Origin of the sequence: Sphingomonas sp. SORGH_AS_0879, from assembly GCF_030819175.1 — a bacterium.
Classification (GTDB): Bacteria; Pseudomonadota; Alphaproteobacteria; order Sphingomonadales; family Sphingomonadaceae; genus Sphingomonas.
Map to the genome: position 1 here is coordinate 2,898,669 of NZ_JAUTBJ010000002.1, position 15,076 is coordinate 2,913,744.

Here is a 15,076-nt window from a genome sequence, read left to right on the forward strand (position 1 = left end):
ACCATGGCTCTGGCCGTCGCGCTTCTGTCCGTCGGCGGCTGTAACCGCCAGGCCGATACCGGAGCGGTGACCGTCAGTGCGGTTCACGGGCGAAGCGGCGGCGTATCAGGCCCCGGCCGATCCGGCTTCGCCGATGGCGATACATCGCATCGCCTGTTGCGGGATTCGCTGGCGCAGGGGCTGGTCCGGTTCGATGCCAATGGACAGATCGAGCCGGGACTGGCCGAACGCTGGATAGTCATCGATGACGGCGGCAGCTTCATCTTCCGCCTGCGCGAGGCGAAGTGGGATGATGGCAGCCCCGTCACCGCCGAGCAAATCGTGCCGATCCTCCGCCGCCTCGCCTCTCCGCGATCCGGCAATCCGCTCGCGCCGTTCCTGACCGCGATAGACGAGATCGTCGTGATGACCCCGCAGGTCATCGAGGTGCGACTGTCACGGCCCCGTCCCGACCTGCTCAAGCTGTTCGCCCAGCCCGAAATGGCGATCATCGATCGGACGCGGCATGGCACGGGACCGTTCCGGATCATCCGCGCCGGGCCGCCGCCGCTGCTTCGCCCCATTCCCGATCCCCGGCGTGCCGAGCCCGACGACGATGCTGCACCGGCGCCCGAGGACGATGTCCGCCTGATCTCCGAGAGTCCGGCCCGCGCGATCCTGCGTTTTGCCCAGGGTGGGTCGGACCTGATGCTGGGGGGGCGGTTCGCGGAATGGCCGTTGCTGGACGGCGCACAGATCAACCCCGCCGCCGTCCGAATCGATCCTGCCGCCGGGCTGTTCGGACTGTCCATCGCCAATCGCCAAGGCTTTCTGGCCGATCCCGCCAATCGCCAGGCCCTGTCATCGGCATTCGACCGGGCGGCATTGCTGTCGGCGGTGGCGGCCAATTGGGAGGCGATCGACCGATTGCTACCCGATGCGCTGGATTCGGATGCTCCGCCGCAAATCCCAGGCTGGGCGCTGCTGACGCTGGACGAACGGCGCGCGGGTGCACGCGCCCGGGTCGCGGCATGGGGACAGCCGGTCAGGCTGCGGATCGCACTACCCGACGGGCCCGGCGCGAACCTGCTCTACGGACAGATCGGCGCGACCCTGCTGCGCATCGGCATCACGCCGGAACGGGTGGCGAGCGACGCGCCCGCCGATCTGCGGCTGATCGATGCGGTCGCGCCCTTCGACAGCGCCCGCTGGTATATCGCCACCGCCTGCGCGCCCTGTGGCGAGGCGGCCCAGGCGGCGATCGAGCAGGCGCGGCTCGCTCCCACGCTGGCGGAGCGGAGCCGGGCCATCGCCCTTGCCGATGCCGCATTGAACGCCGACACGCCCTTCATTCCGCTGGCCCGCCCGCTGCGCTGGTCGCTCGTCGCCAATCGCTTGCGGCAATATCAGGCCAATAGTCGCGCATGGCATCCATTGAACCATCTGCGGGGCACCCCCAACTGATAGCCATGGCCAACGCATCCCGTATCGATCCCGGCGCCTTCGACGTGCTTCCTCTCGACAAGGGGATCGCCGCCAGCCGTCGCCGGATCGAGGCGATGGAGGCCATGCTGGAGCGCGTGGTCGTGCTGCCCGGCATCAACCGCCCGATCGGGCTGGACGTGGTGCTGGGGCTGGTCCCCGTCGTCGGCGATATCGCCGCCGCCGCGCTGGGCAGCTATATCATCTGGGAGGCGCGCAATCTGGGCCTGTCGAAGTTCCAGATGCTGCGGATGATGGGCAATGTCGGCTTCGACGCGGTGCTGGGCTTCGTGCCGCTGATCGGCGATGCGGCGGACGTGCTGTTCCGGTCCAACACCCGGAACCTGCGGATCATCCGCAAGCATCTCGACAAGCATCACCCCTCCACCGTGACGGTGGAGGGATAACAGGCTCAGCGTGCCCCGCGCCAGATCTTGATCGGCGCGCTGGGCGACAATCCGCCCTGATGGACCGGGCAGCGGGCATAGCGGAACGCCTTGTTGAGGCAGATCCAGATTTCGTCCAGCCAGCCGTCGCGGGTCGCGGTCACGCGCATCATGTCGGCGGTCATGCCCCGGTTCGCCGCCGCCACCGCACTCGCCAGATCGCCTGCGGTCAGCGCGCTACGGCGTGACAGCGCATTCATGTCGGGGAAGCGCAGGCGGTGGTACAAGCCGTTCGACTGGGTGAAATAGCGCGATGGGCTATAGCCCGCCATGCAGGTGCCGTGCTTGGCCCATTCATGCTGCATGAGCTGGGCGGAGGGGGTGGCGCAGATGTGACGGCGCACGACCGGCTGGGGCAGGATCGCGGTCGGGCGGCAATATTGCGGCCAATCCTTGCCCACCCCATCGGGCCAAAGCCCGTGCAGGGTGAAGCCGAAGCGATTGCCCGATCCGCACTGGAAACGGCTGTCCCCCTTGGGGTCGCGGCAATATTGCGGGCTCCAGGTGATGGCCAGCGTATAGCCGCCGATGGGCAGGACACGCACCGGCTGGCTGCGGCTGGGCAGATCGGGGCGGATGCTCTGCGTGGCCATCGGGGCGGAGCATTGCAGCGTCTGCGCGCCCGCCAGTTGCGGTACCGCCAGCATCGCCAGCGCGATCAGGGTCGTCTTCATGCCTCACTCACCTCCGCCATGGTGCGATACCAGGCCATCGCATTGGGCCGCATCAGCATGACGACGGCGACCAGCGACGCCGCCGCCTGCACGCTGGTCAGCACCCCGAACAGCCCCTGCGCCAGCGCGCCTTCGGACACCTGATACAGAAAACCGAGCAGATTCAGCACGGTCAGGATCACCAGGAAGACCAGTCCGCCCCGGCTCGCCATCCGCGTGACCAGCAGGGTCGCCAACAGGAACAGCCCGATCAGCAAGCCATTGGCGATCACCGCGATCGCCACCCCCGCCTGCGCGACCGTGTCGCCCCAGCCCAAGACCGCCAGCACGAGCAGCAACAGGATGGCGAGGAACGACAGCCGCTCGCCCAATATCACCGATTTCGGTCGCACGCCCTTTTCCCCTTCACGAAACGCCGACGTCAGGCGGCGGCGAAATCCAGTCCGATATCCGCCGCCGGGGCCGACTGGGTCAAGCGGCCCACGCTGATATAGGTCACGCCGGTTTCCGCCAGCGCGCGGATGGTGTCCAGCCGGACGCCACCCGATGCCTCGGTCGGCACGCGCCCGGCGACCAGCGCGACACCCTCCGCCAATTGCGCCGGGCCCATATTGTCGAGCAGCAAATGAGTCGCCCCCGCCGCCAGCGCGGGCTCGATCTGGTCGAGATGGTCGACCTCGACGATGATCCGGGCGATCCCCGCATCCCTGGCGGCCGTCACCGCCGGACCGATCCCGCCCGCGACCGCGACGTGATTGTCCTTGATCATCGCCGCATCCCACAGGCCCATGCGATGGTTCTGCGCGCCACCCATGCGGGTCGCGTATTTCTCGATCAGGCGAAGGCCGGGGATCGTCTTGCGGGTATCGAGCAGCGTCGCGCCGGTCCCCTCGATCGCGGCGACATAGGCCGCCGTCATCGTCGCGATGCCCGACAGGTGCTGGACGGTGTTGAGCGCAGAACGCTCGGCGGTCAGCATCGCCCGTGCCTTGCCCGACAGGCGGAGCAACGCGGTGCCCGGTGCGACGCTCGCCCCGTCCTCGACCAGCCGCTCGATCACCACATCCGGGTCGAGGCGGCGAAAGAACGCCTCGGCAATGGGCAGCCCGGCGACGGTGATCGCGTCACGGCTGGCCATGGTGCCGATGAAGCGCGCCTCGGCCGGGATCACGGCGGCGGAGGTGATGTCGCCCCCCGGCCCCAGATCCTCGGCCAGCGTCGCCGTCACGAAAGCGTCGAGGTCGAACCCGTCGATCATCCCGCGCGGACCGGACCCAGATCGCCCCGGCCCACCGTGCCGCTGGCGAGCGTCAGCATCGCGTCCAGGCTCTTCTTGGCCTGGAGCCGCAGCCCTTCCTCGATCTCGACGCGCGGGGTCAGGTCGCGGAGCGCCAGATACAGCTTCTCCATCGTGTTCAACGCCATGTACGGGCAGATATTGCAGTTGCAGTTGCCGTCCGCGCCCGGCGCGCCGATGAAGCTCTTGCCCGGCATCGCCTTCTGCATCTGGTGGATGATGTGCGGCTCGGTCGCGACGATCAGCGTGTCACCGGTCACGGTTTGCGCGAATTCCAGGATGCCGCGCGTCGATCCGACATAATCGGCATGGTCGAGGATGACGGCGGGACATTCGGGATGCGCGGCGATCGGCGCATCGGGATACTGGGCACGCAGCTTGAGCAGTTCGGTCTCGCTGAACGCCTCGTGCACGATGCACACGCCCGGCCAGAGCAGCATCTCGCGCCCGGTCTTGCGCGCCAGATAGCCGCCGAGATTGCGGTCGGGGCCGAAGATGATCTTCTGATCGGGATCGATCTGCGACAGGATCTGCTCGGCAGAGGATGACGTCACGATGATGTCGGAGAGCGCCTTCACCTCGGTCGAGCAGTTGATATAGGTCAGCGCGATATGGTCCGGGTGCTGGGCGCGGAACTCGGCGAACTGCTCGGGGGGACAGCTATCCTCCAGGCTGCACCCGGCGGCCATGTCGGGCAGGACCACGATCTTGTCGGGCGACAGGATCTTGGCCGTCTCCGCCATGAAGCGCACCCCGCAAAAGGCGATGACGTCCGCATCGGTCGCCTGCGCCTTACGGCTGAGGTCCAGGCTGTCGCCGACGAAATCGGCCAGGTCCTGAATCTCGGGCTTCTGATAATAATGGGCGAGGATGACGGCGTTGCGTTCCTTGCGGAGGCGGTCGATCTCGGCGCGCAGGTCGAGGCCCGTCAGATTCGTCTGGATGGTCATGTCATTTCCCCTAGGCGCACGCGCGTGCGCCGACAATCGGTGACGTTAACCCGCGTTGTCCAGAACCTCCTGCACCGTGCGGGTGGTGTCCCAATGTTCGTCGTTGGGCGACTCGTCGGAAAAGTGCACCTTCACGGTCGCATCCACCCCGGCGGCGCGTAGCGGCATGGCAAAGCTCCGCTCCACCGCGCGGCGGGTCGCATCGCGCGCCAGCTTCATCGGCGAAGGCGCGCGGGCCTGGCGCATCAACTCGACCTGTCCGGCAGTGCGATTGGCGGCGTCCAGCCGCTGCTCGGCATCGGTAAAGGTGGTCAGCACCCCGCCCGAGCCATATTCGCGGATCGCCGCCAGATCGACCTGCGGCCCGTCGACCTCCACCGGCGGCAGCGTCACCGACAGGGTGCGGTTCCCCGCATCCCAGCGGACGTCCTGCTGGCGCAGCTTGCCCAGATCGACCTCATAACGGACCATGCCCGGCATGATCAGCGTCCGCTCGGTCGAAAAGCCCAGTTGCGACTGGCGCGAGGTGACGACCGCGACATAGCGCGCGGCGAAGGCGGACAGCCGGTTCTGCTCGCGAAGTCCGTCCAGGCTGGCCCGCGCGATCGTCGTCGGATCGGGGGTCAGCCGGTCGGCGATATAGCGCTGCACGCCCCATATGGCGATCAGGCCCGCCAGGACCAGCAGCACCAGCACGCCGGCCACCTTGGTCAGGAGCAGGCCGACACCGCCGCGTGACGGAGTCGTGGGGTCGGGGGAGGTCACGCCGCGCTCGTCCATGATGCTCCTTCCTCGCGGACCAGCCCGCGTGTGCGCAGGTCGTAGAGATGCGCCATGACCGAGCGTTCCGCCGCCGGAAGCAGCCTGGGGTTCAGCCCGACATACATACGCGCGGTCATCGCCGCGATGGTCAGGTCGTCGCCCTGGCGCAGCAGACGCAGAATCTGCCCCTCGCGCTGCTTGCGATGGCCCAGCATCCCGCGCACCAGCCGCTGCGGATTGTCGACCGCCTCGCCGTGTCCGGGATAATAGACGCGGTCGTCGCGCTCCATCAGCTTTTCGAGGCTCGCCATATAATCGGCCATGTCGCCATCGGGGGGCGAGACGATGCTGGTCGACCAGCCCATGACATGATCGCCGGAAAACAGCGCCCTGGTCTCGGGCAACGCGAAGGCCAGATGGTTGGAGGTATGGCCCGGCGTCGCGATGGCGGTGAGCGTCCACCCATCGCCGGACACGCCCTCCCCCTCCGCCAGCACATGGTCGGGCGCATAGTCCCGGTCGAACGCCGCGTCGGACCGCCCGCCATCATAATCCGGCGCGAAGGGGGCCGCGCCGACGATCGGCGCGCCGGTCGCCTTCGCCAGCGGGCGGGCGGCCGGGCTATGGTCGCGGTGGTGATGGGTTATCACGATCGCTTCCACGCGGCGTCCGCCGATCGCGCGCAGCAGCGCGTCGAGATGGGCGGGATCGTCGGGCCCCGGATCGATCACCGCGACGTCACGGTCGCCGACGATATGCGTCTGCGTCCCCGTATAGGTGAAGGGCGAGGCATTGGGAGCGAGCACGCGGGAAACCAGCGGCTCAAGCTGGATCGGAATGCCGGTCGGGTGCTCAGCCATCGCCCTATATGTGGGCAAGAGGCGCGCAAGAGGCAACCCCTGTGCCCGACGGGCGAACACAGGGGTCGAGTGGGGGTAACATCGTGAAGGATCAATCGTCGGCGCGGTTCGCCATCTCGGCCTTCAGTTCGGCGGTCGCCTCGTTCAGGCCATTCAGCGCGTCGCGGCGAGCATCCTCGGACAGGTTGCGGTCGCGGATGATCGAGGCGCGGGCATTTTCGATGCTGGCCAGCGCGATCCGCATGTTCACCTGCGCCGTGCGCTGGGCGCTCAGGGCGGACAAGGACGCCTGGCGTGCCATCTTTTCGATCCGGTCGGTGCAGATGACGGTCACCTGCTGCTTCGTCCGGCCATTGGTCGTGACATAACTCGTCCGCGTATCGCTGCCGGCGGTGCCGCACGTGCCCGACCGGACCAGCGGCATGGGGCCCATGGCGACGCGACCGTCGGTGGTCACGATCCGGAAACGGCGACCGTTGCGGGTGGTGACGACACGCATCCCGTCCGTTTCCGCGACTTGCGGCGTTTCCGGGACCATCGGCGTCATGGGGGCCATCGGGTCCAGCGGTGCCGCCGCGACCGCCCGCTTGGCGGGTGCGGCGGGTGCGGCGGGTGCGGCGACGCCGGGTGATGCCACCGTCGACGGCGTGACAAGGGCTTCGGGCGCTTCAGGGGGTTCGGGCGATTCGGCCTGTTCGGGCGCTTCGGGCGCTGCGGGCAAGGCGGGTGTGGTCAGGTCGACGCCGATCGTCCGTTCGACCTTCTTGGTCAGCGCCGCCGCCGCCGGAGTACCCGACGCCGTCATCCCCAGCCCGCCCAGCACCAGCAACGACACGGTCGCCGCGCCCAGCGCCAATTGACGACGCGATGTCGGAGAAGTGGTCAACATCTTCAGCCTCCCTTTCAGATCATCGATGGTGTGGAGATGGCATGCGCCCGACAGCGCCCGGCCATGCGCGGCCTTGACGATCGCGCAGGCATAGACATGCCGGTCGGCGCGGCTGCGGCCCTTCAGCACGCGGGCGTCATTGGCAAGTTCCTGATCGGCGCGAAACGCATGGAAGGCGCGCCAGGCGATCGGGTTGAACCAGTGGAGCGCCAGTACGCCGAGCGCGATCCAGTTGGCGATCAGGTCGCCGCGCGCATGGTGGCCCAGCTCATGCGCCAGCGCCAGGTCGCGCTCGTCGGCGTCGTAGCGCTCGGCGAAATCGCGCGGGAAGGCAACGTAACGGCGCCAGATCCCGAAGGCGAGCGGCCCCGGTGCACCGTCGCTGGCCACCACATGGACGCCGTCCACTGCCTCCAGCGGCTCGGCCGTCGCAAGCAACCGGCTGCGGAAGCGCCAGTGGCGGAGAAGCTGAAATGCCAGGAACCCGGCGGCCCCGACGATCCAGAACAGCGCGATCCCCTGCCCCAGGCTGGGCCAGACGCTGGAGGTCGCGATCGGTGCGGGAAGCTGGGTCGCCATCGGCACGACGACATAGGCGTTCAGCGTCTCGCCCATCGCCGAGAGCGGCGGCGTCGCCTGCTCCGACACCTGATGCGGCATCCGGGGCAGCAACAGCCGGAGCAGCGGCAGCGCCCAGAGCGCATAGGCGATCTGTGGCCCGAAGGCCTCACGGACATGACGCCGGGCCAGCAGGACCAGCGCCATGAGCAGGGTGGAGGCGATCATGGCCTCCACCGCCCAGCCCAACGTCGCGCCGCTCACGCCTTCAGTTCCTTGAGCAGGGCCTCGATCTCGGAAATATCCTGCGCGGTCAGTTCGTCCCGCTCGGCCAGATGCGCGACCAGCGGGGTCAGGCGACCACCGAACAGCCGGTCGATCAGGCGACGGGATTCGCCGACGACATAATCGTCGCGCGCGACCAGCGGGCGATAGAGATAGCGCCGCCCCTGTTCCTCATGCGCGATCGCTTCCTTGGCGAGCAGGCGGCCGAGCAGCGTCTTGACCGTATTGGTCGTCCAACCGCGTTCGGGATCGACCCTCTCCGCCACGTCCTGCGCGGTCAGTGGAGCGTCCTCCCACAGGACCTCCATCACCGCGTGTTCGGCATCGCTGATACGCTCGGCCATCGACTCGCCCTCTCATTGATTACAAATGTAATCCTATAGCGATTACAGACGTAGTCAATAGGGCACTCGATGCGCTGCGGCACGGGGAGGTGGCAGGGCGCAGCCCTGACGGAGGGGGGCCTCCACAAAGGACGTCACTCGTGGAGCCCCCCCCTCCACCACCGCTTCGCGGCGGTCCCCCTCCCCGTTCCGGGGAGGATAGAAAAAGGGCCGGATCTTCATCCGGCCCCCTGTCGCATCACGCGGTCTTCACGTCCTGGACCAATTCGGCCAGTTCGCCGCTTTCGTACATCTCCATCATGATGTCCGATCCGCCGACGAATTCGCCCTTCACGTAAAGCTGCGGAATGGTGGGCCAATCCGAATAGGCCTTGATGCCCTGGCGGATGCCCTGATCCTGTAGCACGTCGACGCTCTCGAACGGCACGTCCAGATGGTTCAGGATCGCCACCGCCCGGCTGGAGAAACCGCATTGCGGGAAGAGCGGCGTGCCCTTCATGAACAGCAGGACGGCGTTGTCCTTTACCAGCGCGTCGATCCGCGCGTTCGTATCGTCAGTCATATCGGTCATCCTCAGAAAAGGGATCAGGCAGCGGGCACGGCGGTGGTCAGTTGCAGCGCGTGGAGTTCACCCCCCATGCGCCCGCCCAGCGCGGCATAGACGGCGCGGGTGCGGGCCACCCGGCTCATCCCCGCAAAGCTGGCGGCGGTGACGTGCGCGGCATAATGGTCGCCATCCCCGGCCAGGTCGGTGATGTCGACCTGCGCATCGGGGATGGCGGCGCGGATCATCGCGGCGATATCGTCGGCGGCCATCGGCATGTCAGCGGCTCTCCAGCAACTGGCGGCGCGCCTCGACCAGTTGCTCGTCCAGCGCGCGGCGAACCTCGGCTTCGTCCACATCAATCCCGGCGGCGGTCAGGTCGCCCAGCAGCTTGCGGATGACATCCTCATCGCCCGCTTCCTCGAAATCGGCCTGCACGACCGCCTTGGCATAGGCATCGGTTTCCGCAGGGGTCAGCTTCATCCGCTGCGCCGCCCATTGCGCGACCAGTCGATTGCGCCGCGCCGTGATGCGGAACATCATGTCCTGATCCGCCGCGAACTTCGCCTCGAACCCGCGCCTGCGCTCGTCAAAACTGTCCATCGGTCCGCCATCCCCCTGCCCGCTCGGGGCGAATTAGTCATGGCGCCGAGATAGGATGGACCGTCGCCCCGCGCAACCGATGCCCAGCATGAGCCCGTCCGATAGCCGAAATCTCGTTTCTCTATCGTAACGTCGGGAACTCTAGATCGCCAACGATCGTATTGGAATTATAAGAAAAAATGAGACGGAGCGCCCGCCGGTCCTGCCGAGGTCGCCCGATCCGCAGCATAGGAGAGAGCCATGCGCAACACCTTCCCCCTGCCCCATGACGGCAGGCGTGACGGCGGCCCGATGGTCGGCATCATCAACGGCATCATCGGGTCGCTCGCGATCTGGGCCGTGATCGCGGCGGTGATCCTCACCGCATCCTAAGCCGCCAACGCCTTGGCTCGAGAGGCGCGGCCAGCCGCGCTCAAGCGTCGAGCGCGGCTTCCGGCTGGAGCCGCGCCCGGCCCTCGACCCAGGGGCGACCGCTCGCCATCCGCCCCTCGAACGCGCCGATCGCCTCGTCACGGGCCAGTGTCAGGCCCACTTCGTCCAGGCCGTTCATCAGGCATTCGCGACGAAACGGATCGAGTTCGAAGGGAAAGCGATCCTGAAACGGCGTGGTGACGCTCATCGTCTCCAGATCGACCGTGATCGGCTGATCCCTGGCCACCTCCAGCAGACGATCGACCGCCTCCTGCGGCAGGACGACCGGCACGATGCCGTTCTTGAAGGCATTGCCGGAGAAGATATCCGAGAAGCTCGGCGCGATCACCGCCTGGATGCCCATATCGGCCAGCGCCCATGCGGCATGTTCGCGGCTCGACCCGCAACCGAAATTATCGCCTGCGATCAGGATCGGCGCGCCCGCATAGGCGGGGTCGTCGAAGATATTGCCCGGCTGCGCCCGCACCGTCTCGAACGCGCCGCGCCCCAACCCGGCGCGCGTGATAGTCTTCAACCAATGCGCGGGAATGATGACGTCGGTGTCGATATTCTTGGCACCCCAGGGATAGGCGGTGCCGGACACGGTCGTAACCGGATTCATGCGATTATCCTGTCTTCAAGGCGTCCGCGTCAGCGGCGCTGCTCCGCGGTGGCGGGGCGCGATGCTATCCCCGCGGCATAGGCGGCGGCGCCGCACAGAACCGCGCCGGTGACGAGCATGACCAATACGTGCTTCATGATATGTGTCTCCCCTGCCTTGGCGGTCAGATCGCTTCACGATCGAAATCGCGATGCATCAACTCTCTAACATCGGAAAGGCGCCCGGTCACGGCCGCCGCCGCCGCCATGGCGGGGGACAGCAGATGAGTGCGCGCCCCCGGTCCCTGCCGCCCGACGAAATTGCGGTTGGAGGTCGAGGCGCAACGCTCGCCCGGCGGCACCTTGTCCGGGTTCATGGCGAGGCACATGGAGCAGCCCGGCTCGCGCCATTCGAAGCCCGCCTGGACGAACACCCGGTCCAGCCCCTCGGCCTCGGCCTGGCGCTTGACCAGCCCCGATCCGGGCACGACGAGCGCGCGGACGCCGTCCGCCACCCGGCGGTCGCGCGCAACGGCGGCGGCGGCGCGAAGATCCTCGATGCGGCTGTTGGTGCAACTGCCGATGAAGACATGCTGGATCGCCACGTCCCGCATCGCCGTCCCCGGCTCCAGCCCCATATAATCCAGGGACTTGCGTGCCGCCTCGCGCTTCGACGGATCGGCGAAGCTGTCGGGATCGGGGACGATGCCGGTGATCGGCACCACATCCTCGGGGCTGGTGCCCCAGGTCAGGTTGGGGGCGATATCGGCGGCGTCGAGCATGACGACGTTGTCATACACCGCCCCCGGATCCGTCGGCAGCGTCCGCCACCAGGCGACCGCCTTGTCCCAGTCCGCGCCCTGCGGCGCCATCGGACGCCCCTTCAGATAGGCGAAGGTCGTTTCGTCCGGCGCGATCAGCCCGGCGCGCGCGCCGCCCTCGATCGACATGTTGGCGATGGTCAGGCGGCCCTCGACCGACAGATTGCGGATGACGCTGCCGGTGAATTCGATGACATGGCCGGTGCCGCCCGCGGCGCCGATCTTGCCGATGATCGCCAGCACCACGTCCTTGGCCGACACGCCGTAACCCAGCACACCGTCGACGCGGACCTCCATCGTCTTGGAGGGCGAGAGCAGCAGCGTCTGGGTCGCCAGCACATGCTCGACCTCCGACGTGCCGATACCGAAGGCCAGCGCGCCCAGCGCACCGTGCGCCGAAGTATGGCTGTCACCGCAGACCAAAGTCGTGCCCGGCAGGGTGAAGCCCTGTTCCGGCCCGACGACATGGACGATGCCCTGCTCCGCCGCCGTCGCGTCGATATAGTCGATGCCGAACTCGGCGGTGTTGCGGCGAAGCGCATCCAGTTGCTGCGCACTTTCCGGGTCGGCGATGGGCAGCAGGTGTCCCGCCGCATCGACGCGCGGCGTCGTCGGCAGATTATGGTCGGGAACCGCCAGCGTCAGCTCGGGACGGCGCACCTTGCGGCCCGCGACGCGTAGCCCTTCAAAGGCCTGCGGGCTCGTCACCTCATGAACGAGGTGACGGTCGATATAGATGAGGCAGGTGCCATCGGGCCGCCGTTCGACAACGTGCGCGGCCCAGATCTTCTCGTACAGAGTCTGGGGTCGTTGGGCCATGATGGGGGCGCTGTTATCCGAAAACATGCGCGAGGCAAAGGCCGGGCGCAATGTTATTTCGCCGCGCGTATGCAAATGTCGGATTCGTCATGGACCTGTCGGCCCGATGCGGCGTTCCGGCGGTCCCGTTCCTTGATCCAGGTGTGCAATCCATGGCGACCGCCGCGCTGCCCCGGCCTTCCCACGCGCGGCGCGAGCGGTTGCCCGCGCTCGACGCGATGAACTTCTTCCTGGCGGATGTGCGCGACGGGCTGGGCCCCTATCTCGCCATCTATCTCGTTTCGGTGCGTGGCCCTAGCCATGGGTGGAACGAGGCGAGCGCCGGGGTCGTCATGACGATCGCCGGGATCGCCGGGCTGATCGCCAACGCACCCGCAGGGGCGTTGATCGACCGGGTCCATGCCAAGCGCGCCGTGCTGGTCGCCGCTGCCGTCGCGGTGACGCTGGCGTCCGCCTCGCTGCCCTTTGTCGAGGGATTCTGGGCGGTCGCCGCCGGGCAGTCGCTGGCCGCCGTCGCGGCGTCGGTCTTCGCGCCGGGCATCGCCGCCATCTCGCTGGGCATCGTCGGGCCCAAGGCCTTCACCGCGCGGATCGGGCGGAACGAGGCGTTCAACCATGCCGGAAACGCCGTGTCCGCCGCGCTGGCCGGGCTGCTGGCGTGGAAGTTCGGGCCGGTCGTGGTCTTCTGGCTGATGGCCGGGCTGGCGGCGCTCAGCATCGGGGCGACGCTGTCGCTCGATCCCAATCGGATCGACCATGCCATGGCGCGCGGCTGTTCCGACGACGACGAGGAAGCGGACGACGCCTGCGACCCGCCCTCGCTCTGGCAGACGCTGAAGGGCGCGCCGACGCTTGCCTGGTTCGCGGCGGCGGGGTTCCTGTTCCATCTGTCCAACGCGGCGATGCTCCCTTCGGTCGGGCAATTGCTGGCGCGCGAGGTGGGTGGCGACAAGGCGACGTCGCTGACCTCCGCCTGTATCGTCGGGGCGCAACTGGTGATGGTGCCGGTCGCGATGATCGTCGGGCGCAAGGCGGATGACTGGGGCCACCGGCCGATCATGCTGGTGGCCTTTGCCGTGCTGGCGGCGCGTGGGTTGCTCTATACCGTGTCGGATGCGCCGGGCTGGCTGCTGGCGATCCAGTTGCTCGACGGCGTGGGCGCGGGGATATTGGGGGCGCTGGGCCCGGTGATCGTCGCCGCGATCATGCGGGGGTCGGGGCGGTTCAACGTCGCCCAAGGGGCGGTGACGACGATCCAGGGTATCGGCGGCGCGCTCAGCACCTCGCTGGCCGGGGTGATGATCGTCGGGGCGGGCTATCACGCCGCCTTCTGGCTGCTCGCGGCGATCGCGGGGGGTGGGTTGGTGTTGTACCGGCTGGTCATGCCGGAGACGGCGCGGGGTTAAGGTTTCGCCAAGCCCCACTCTCACCCCTTGGCGCGATAATCCGCCGTCACACCGCCGCATTCCAGCAGTTCGGCCTCATGATCCGGATCGCGCCACGTCTCGGCCAGCGCCTGCGCCTCCCAGTCCTTCACCGCCGGATGCGCCAGCACCGTCTCGACCCAGGCCGCGCCCGCCGCACCGACATCGATGCCATAGGTCCGCACCCGGAACGCCACGGGCGCGTAAAAGGCGTCGACCGCCGAGAAGGTCTCGCCCGCCAGCCACGGCCCGCCGAAGCGCGACAGACCTTCGCTCCATAGCTCGACCAGCCTTGCGACATCGCGCTCCAGGCGTGACGAAGGGGGCTTGGGATCGACGCGAACGCCGATATTCATCGTCCGTTCGGCCCGGAGCGCCGCGAAGCCGCCGTGCATCTCCGCCACCGCGCCCATAGCCCAGCCGCGCGCGCCCTCGTCCTCCGGCCAGACGCCCGGATGCCGCTCGGCCAGATAGAGCGCGATGCCGAGCGAATCCCACACCACCCGCCCGTCATTCAACAGCACCGGCACCTGCCCCGTCGGCGAGAAGGCGCGGAACGCCGCGTAATTCTCCGCCGCCTCGAACGGCTCGATCCGGTCGGCGAAATCGATCCCCAGCGCCCTCATCAGCAGCCAGGGACGCAGCGACCAGCTGGAATAATTCCGGTTCGCAGTGATGAGGGTATAGGCCATCAGCGTTGGAACTTCGCCGTGGTCTTGGCCGCGACCTCATCCGCCGTCACGCCCGGCGCGCATTCGACCAGGCGGAAGGCGCTGTCATGATCGGGCCGCTGGAACACGGCAAGGTCGGTGACGATCATGTCCACCACGTTGCGCCCGGTCAGCGGCAGCGTGCATTCGGGGATGAACTTGGGGCTGCCGTCCTTGGCGTTATGCTCCATGACGACGATGATCTTCTTGACGCCCGCGACCAGATCCATCGCGCCGCCCATGCCCTTGATCATCTTGCCGGGGATCATCCAGTTGGCGATGTCGCCACCCTCGGACACCTCCATCGCGCCGAGCACGGTCAGGTCGATATGCCCGCCCCGGATCATCGCGAAGCTGTCGGCGGACGAGAAATAGACCGAGTGGGGCAGTTCGCTGATCGTCTGCTTGCCCGCATTGATCAGGTCGGGATCGACCTCGTCCTCATAGGGAAACGGCCCGATGCCCAGCATTCCGTTTTCGGATTGCAGCGTGACCTCGACCCCTTGCGGGATATGGTTGGCCACCAGCGTCGGGATGCCGATGCCGAGATTGACGTAGAATCCGTCCTTCAGTTCCCTGGCCGCACGGGCGGCCATTTCGTCGCGGGTCCAGGCCATG

19 protein-coding genes are annotated in these 15,076 nt (G+C 67.6%); 4 read left to right on the forward strand and 15 right to left on the reverse strand.

The window, feature by feature from the left end:
• The first annotated feature begins 3 nt into the window (after positions 1–3).
• Positions 4–1,443 carry an ABC transporter substrate-binding protein gene (locus QE379_RS14115; protein WP_307001394.1) on the forward strand — a complete coding sequence of 480 codons (1,440 nt, stop codon included), beginning with the start codon at positions 4–6 and terminating at the stop codon, positions 1,441–1,443.
• Positions 1,444–1,448: 5 nt separating this feature from the next.
• Positions 1,449–1,868 carry a DUF4112 domain-containing protein gene (locus QE379_RS14120; protein ID WP_307001396.1) on the forward strand — a complete coding sequence of 140 codons (420 nt, stop codon included), beginning with the start codon at positions 1,449–1,451 and terminating at the stop codon, positions 1,866–1,868.
• A gap of 5 nt (positions 1,869–1,873) precedes the next feature.
• On the opposite strand, the gene QE379_RS14125 is transcribed toward QE379_RS14120, so the two are convergent.
• The 11 genes from QE379_RS14125 to QE379_RS14175 all read right to left on the reverse strand — a co-directional run bounded on the left by QE379_RS14125 (position 1,874) and on the right by QE379_RS14175 (position 9,673).
• On the reverse strand, positions 1,874–2,581 hold the full coding sequence (locus QE379_RS14125) for a ribonuclease T (RefSeq protein ID WP_307001398.1): 708 nt from the start codon (positions 2,579–2,581) through the stop codon (positions 1,874–1,876).
• Positions 2,578–2,973 (reverse strand): hypothetical protein, encoded by a 396-nt coding sequence (locus QE379_RS14130; RefSeq protein ID WP_307001401.1) that lies wholly within the window; start codon positions 2,971–2,973, stop codon positions 2,578–2,580. The genes QE379_RS14125 and QE379_RS14130 overlap by 4 nt, the downstream gene beginning before the upstream one ends.
• Before the next feature lie 29 nt (positions 2,974–3,002).
• A complete protein-coding gene (nadC, locus tag QE379_RS14135; protein WP_307001403.1) occupies positions 3,003–3,839 on the reverse strand; it encodes a carboxylating nicotinate-nucleotide diphosphorylase in 837 nt (278 codons plus the stop codon).
• On the reverse strand, positions 3,836–4,828 hold the full coding sequence (nadA, locus tag QE379_RS14140; protein WP_307001405.1) for a quinolinate synthase NadA: 993 nt from the start codon (positions 4,826–4,828) through the stop codon (positions 3,836–3,838). Before nadA ends, nadC begins: the two co-directional genes overlap by 4 nt.
• A 45-nt stretch (positions 4,829–4,873) precedes the next feature.
• Positions 4,874–5,608 carry a DUF4230 domain-containing protein gene (locus tag QE379_RS14145; protein WP_307001407.1) on the reverse strand — a complete coding sequence of 245 codons (735 nt, stop codon included), beginning with the start codon at positions 5,606–5,608 and terminating at the stop codon, positions 4,874–4,876.
• Entirely contained in the window at positions 5,590–6,450 is an 861-nt protein-coding gene (locus tag QE379_RS14150; RefSeq protein WP_307001409.1) for an MBL fold metallo-hydrolase, read from the reverse strand. Before QE379_RS14150 ends, QE379_RS14145 begins: the two co-directional genes overlap by 19 nt.
• A 91-nt stretch (positions 6,451–6,541) precedes the next feature.
• A complete protein-coding gene (locus QE379_RS14155) occupies positions 6,542–8,161 on the reverse strand; it encodes a M56 family metallopeptidase (protein WP_307001412.1) in 1,620 nt (539 codons plus the stop codon).
• A complete protein-coding gene (locus tag QE379_RS14160; protein WP_307001415.1) occupies positions 8,158–8,526 on the reverse strand; it encodes a BlaI/MecI/CopY family transcriptional regulator in 369 nt (122 codons plus the stop codon). The genes QE379_RS14155 and QE379_RS14160 overlap by 4 nt, the downstream gene beginning before the upstream one ends.
• 238 nt (positions 8,527–8,764) lie before the next feature.
• Complete coding sequence (gene grxD, locus QE379_RS14165) at positions 8,765–9,088, reverse strand: Grx4 family monothiol glutaredoxin (protein ID WP_056439494.1); 324 nt, start codon at positions 9,086–9,088, stop codon at positions 8,765–8,767.
• 23 nt (positions 9,089–9,111) lie between these two features.
• Entirely contained in the window at positions 9,112–9,348 is a 237-nt protein-coding gene (locus QE379_RS14170) for a BolA/IbaG family iron-sulfur metabolism protein (RefSeq protein ID WP_267435363.1), read from the reverse strand.
• Position 9,349: 1 nt separating this feature from the next.
• The gene (locus tag QE379_RS14175; RefSeq protein ID WP_307001419.1) at positions 9,350–9,673 is read right to left on the reverse strand and encodes a DUF1476 domain-containing protein; all 324 of its coding nucleotides are present in this window, start codon (positions 9,671–9,673) and stop codon (positions 9,350–9,352) included.
• A 240-nt stretch (positions 9,674–9,913) separates the two neighbouring features.
• Here QE379_RS14175 and QE379_RS14180 point away from each other — a divergent pair, with 240 nt between their 5' ends.
• Entirely contained in the window at positions 9,914–10,045 is a 132-nt protein-coding gene (locus QE379_RS14180; protein WP_307001422.1) for a hypothetical protein, read from the forward strand.
• Between the two features lie 40 nt (positions 10,046–10,085).
• Here the strand turns inward: QE379_RS14180 and leuD are convergent, their stop codons facing one another.
• On the reverse strand, positions 10,086–10,706 hold the full coding sequence (gene leuD / locus QE379_RS14185) for a 3-isopropylmalate dehydratase small subunit (protein ID WP_307001424.1): 621 nt from the start codon (positions 10,704–10,706) through the stop codon (positions 10,086–10,088).
• A 163-nt stretch (positions 10,707–10,869) separates the two neighbouring features.
• Positions 10,870–12,324, reverse strand: a complete 1,455-nt coding sequence (leuC, locus tag QE379_RS14190) for a 3-isopropylmalate dehydratase large subunit (protein ID WP_307001426.1) — start codon at positions 12,322–12,324, stop codon at positions 10,870–10,872.
• Positions 12,325–12,476: 152 nt separating this feature from the next.
• On the opposite strand from leuC, the gene QE379_RS14195 reads away from it, so the two are divergent.
• Positions 12,477–13,730 carry an MFS transporter gene (locus QE379_RS14195; protein WP_307001428.1) on the forward strand — a complete coding sequence of 418 codons (1,254 nt, stop codon included), beginning with the start codon at positions 12,477–12,479 and terminating at the stop codon, positions 13,728–13,730.
• 20 nt (positions 13,731–13,750) lie between these two features.
• Here the strand turns inward: QE379_RS14195 and QE379_RS14200 are convergent, their stop codons facing one another.
• Positions 13,751–14,440 carry a glutathione S-transferase family protein gene (locus QE379_RS14200; RefSeq protein ID WP_307001430.1) on the reverse strand — a complete coding sequence of 230 codons (690 nt, stop codon included), beginning with the start codon at positions 14,438–14,440 and terminating at the stop codon, positions 13,751–13,753.
• On the reverse strand, positions 14,440–15,075 hold the full coding sequence (locus QE379_RS14205; protein ID WP_307001431.1) for a CoA transferase subunit B: 636 nt from the start codon (positions 15,073–15,075) through the stop codon (positions 14,440–14,442). Before QE379_RS14205 ends, QE379_RS14200 begins: the two co-directional genes overlap by 1 nt.
• Between the last annotated feature and the right edge of the window lies 1 nt (position 15,076).

Excerpts from the sequence above, each read along its gene's own strand:
- QE379_RS14120 (WP_307001396.1), top strand. The coding sequence starts at position 1,449 with ATGGCCAACGCATCCCGTATCGATCCCGGCGCCTTCGACGTGCTTCCT.
- QE379_RS14160 (WP_307001415.1), bottom strand. The coding sequence starts at position 8,526 with ATGGCCGAGCGTATCAGCGATGCCGAACACGCGGTGATGGAGGTCCTG.
- QE379_RS14200 (WP_307001430.1), bottom strand. The coding sequence starts at position 14,440 with ATGGCCTATACCCTCATCACTGCGAACCGGAATTATTCCAGCTGGTCG.
- QE379_RS14195 (WP_307001428.1), top strand. The coding sequence starts at position 12,477 with ATGGCGACCGCCGCGCTGCCCCGGCCTTCCCACGCGCGGCGCGAGCGG.
- grxD (WP_056439494.1), bottom strand. The coding sequence starts at position 9,088 with ATGACTGACGATACGAACGCGCGGATCGACGCGCTGGTAAAGGACAAC.
- leuD (WP_307001424.1), bottom strand. The coding sequence starts at position 10,706 with ATGAATCCGGTTACGACCGTGTCCGGCACCGCCTATCCCTGGGGTGCC.
- QE379_RS14180 (WP_307001422.1), top strand. The coding sequence starts at position 9,914 with ATGCGCAACACCTTCCCCCTGCCCCATGACGGCAGGCGTGACGGCGGC.
- QE379_RS14150 (WP_307001409.1), bottom strand. The coding sequence starts at position 6,450 with ATGGCTGAGCACCCGACCGGCATTCCGATCCAGCTTGAGCCGCTGGTT.
- QE379_RS14145 (WP_307001407.1), bottom strand. The coding sequence starts at position 5,608 with ATGGACGAGCGCGGCGTGACCTCCCCCGACCCCACGACTCCGTCACGC.
- QE379_RS14205 (WP_307001431.1), bottom strand. The coding sequence starts at position 15,075 with ATGGCCTGGACCCGCGACGAAATGGCCGCCCGTGCGGCCAGGGAACTG.
- QE379_RS14125 (WP_307001398.1), bottom strand. The coding sequence starts at position 2,581 with ATGAAGACGACCCTGATCGCGCTGGCGATGCTGGCGGTACCGCAACTG.
- leuC (WP_307001426.1), bottom strand. The coding sequence starts at position 12,324 with ATGGCCCAACGACCCCAGACTCTGTACGAGAAGATCTGGGCCGCGCAC.
- QE379_RS14175 (WP_307001419.1), bottom strand. The coding sequence starts at position 9,673 with ATGGACAGTTTTGACGAGCGCAGGCGCGGGTTCGAGGCGAAGTTCGCG.
- nadC (WP_307001403.1), bottom strand. The coding sequence starts at position 3,839 with ATGATCGACGGGTTCGACCTCGACGCTTTCGTGACGGCGACGCTGGCC.
- QE379_RS14115 (WP_307001394.1), top strand. The coding sequence starts at position 4 with ATGGCTCTGGCCGTCGCGCTTCTGTCCGTCGGCGGCTGTAACCGCCAG.
- QE379_RS14170 (WP_267435363.1), bottom strand. The coding sequence starts at position 9,348 with ATGCCGATGGCCGCCGACGATATCGCCGCGATGATCCGCGCCGCCATC.
- nadA (WP_307001405.1), bottom strand. The coding sequence starts at position 4,828 with ATGACCATCCAGACGAATCTGACGGGCCTCGACCTGCGCGCCGAGATC.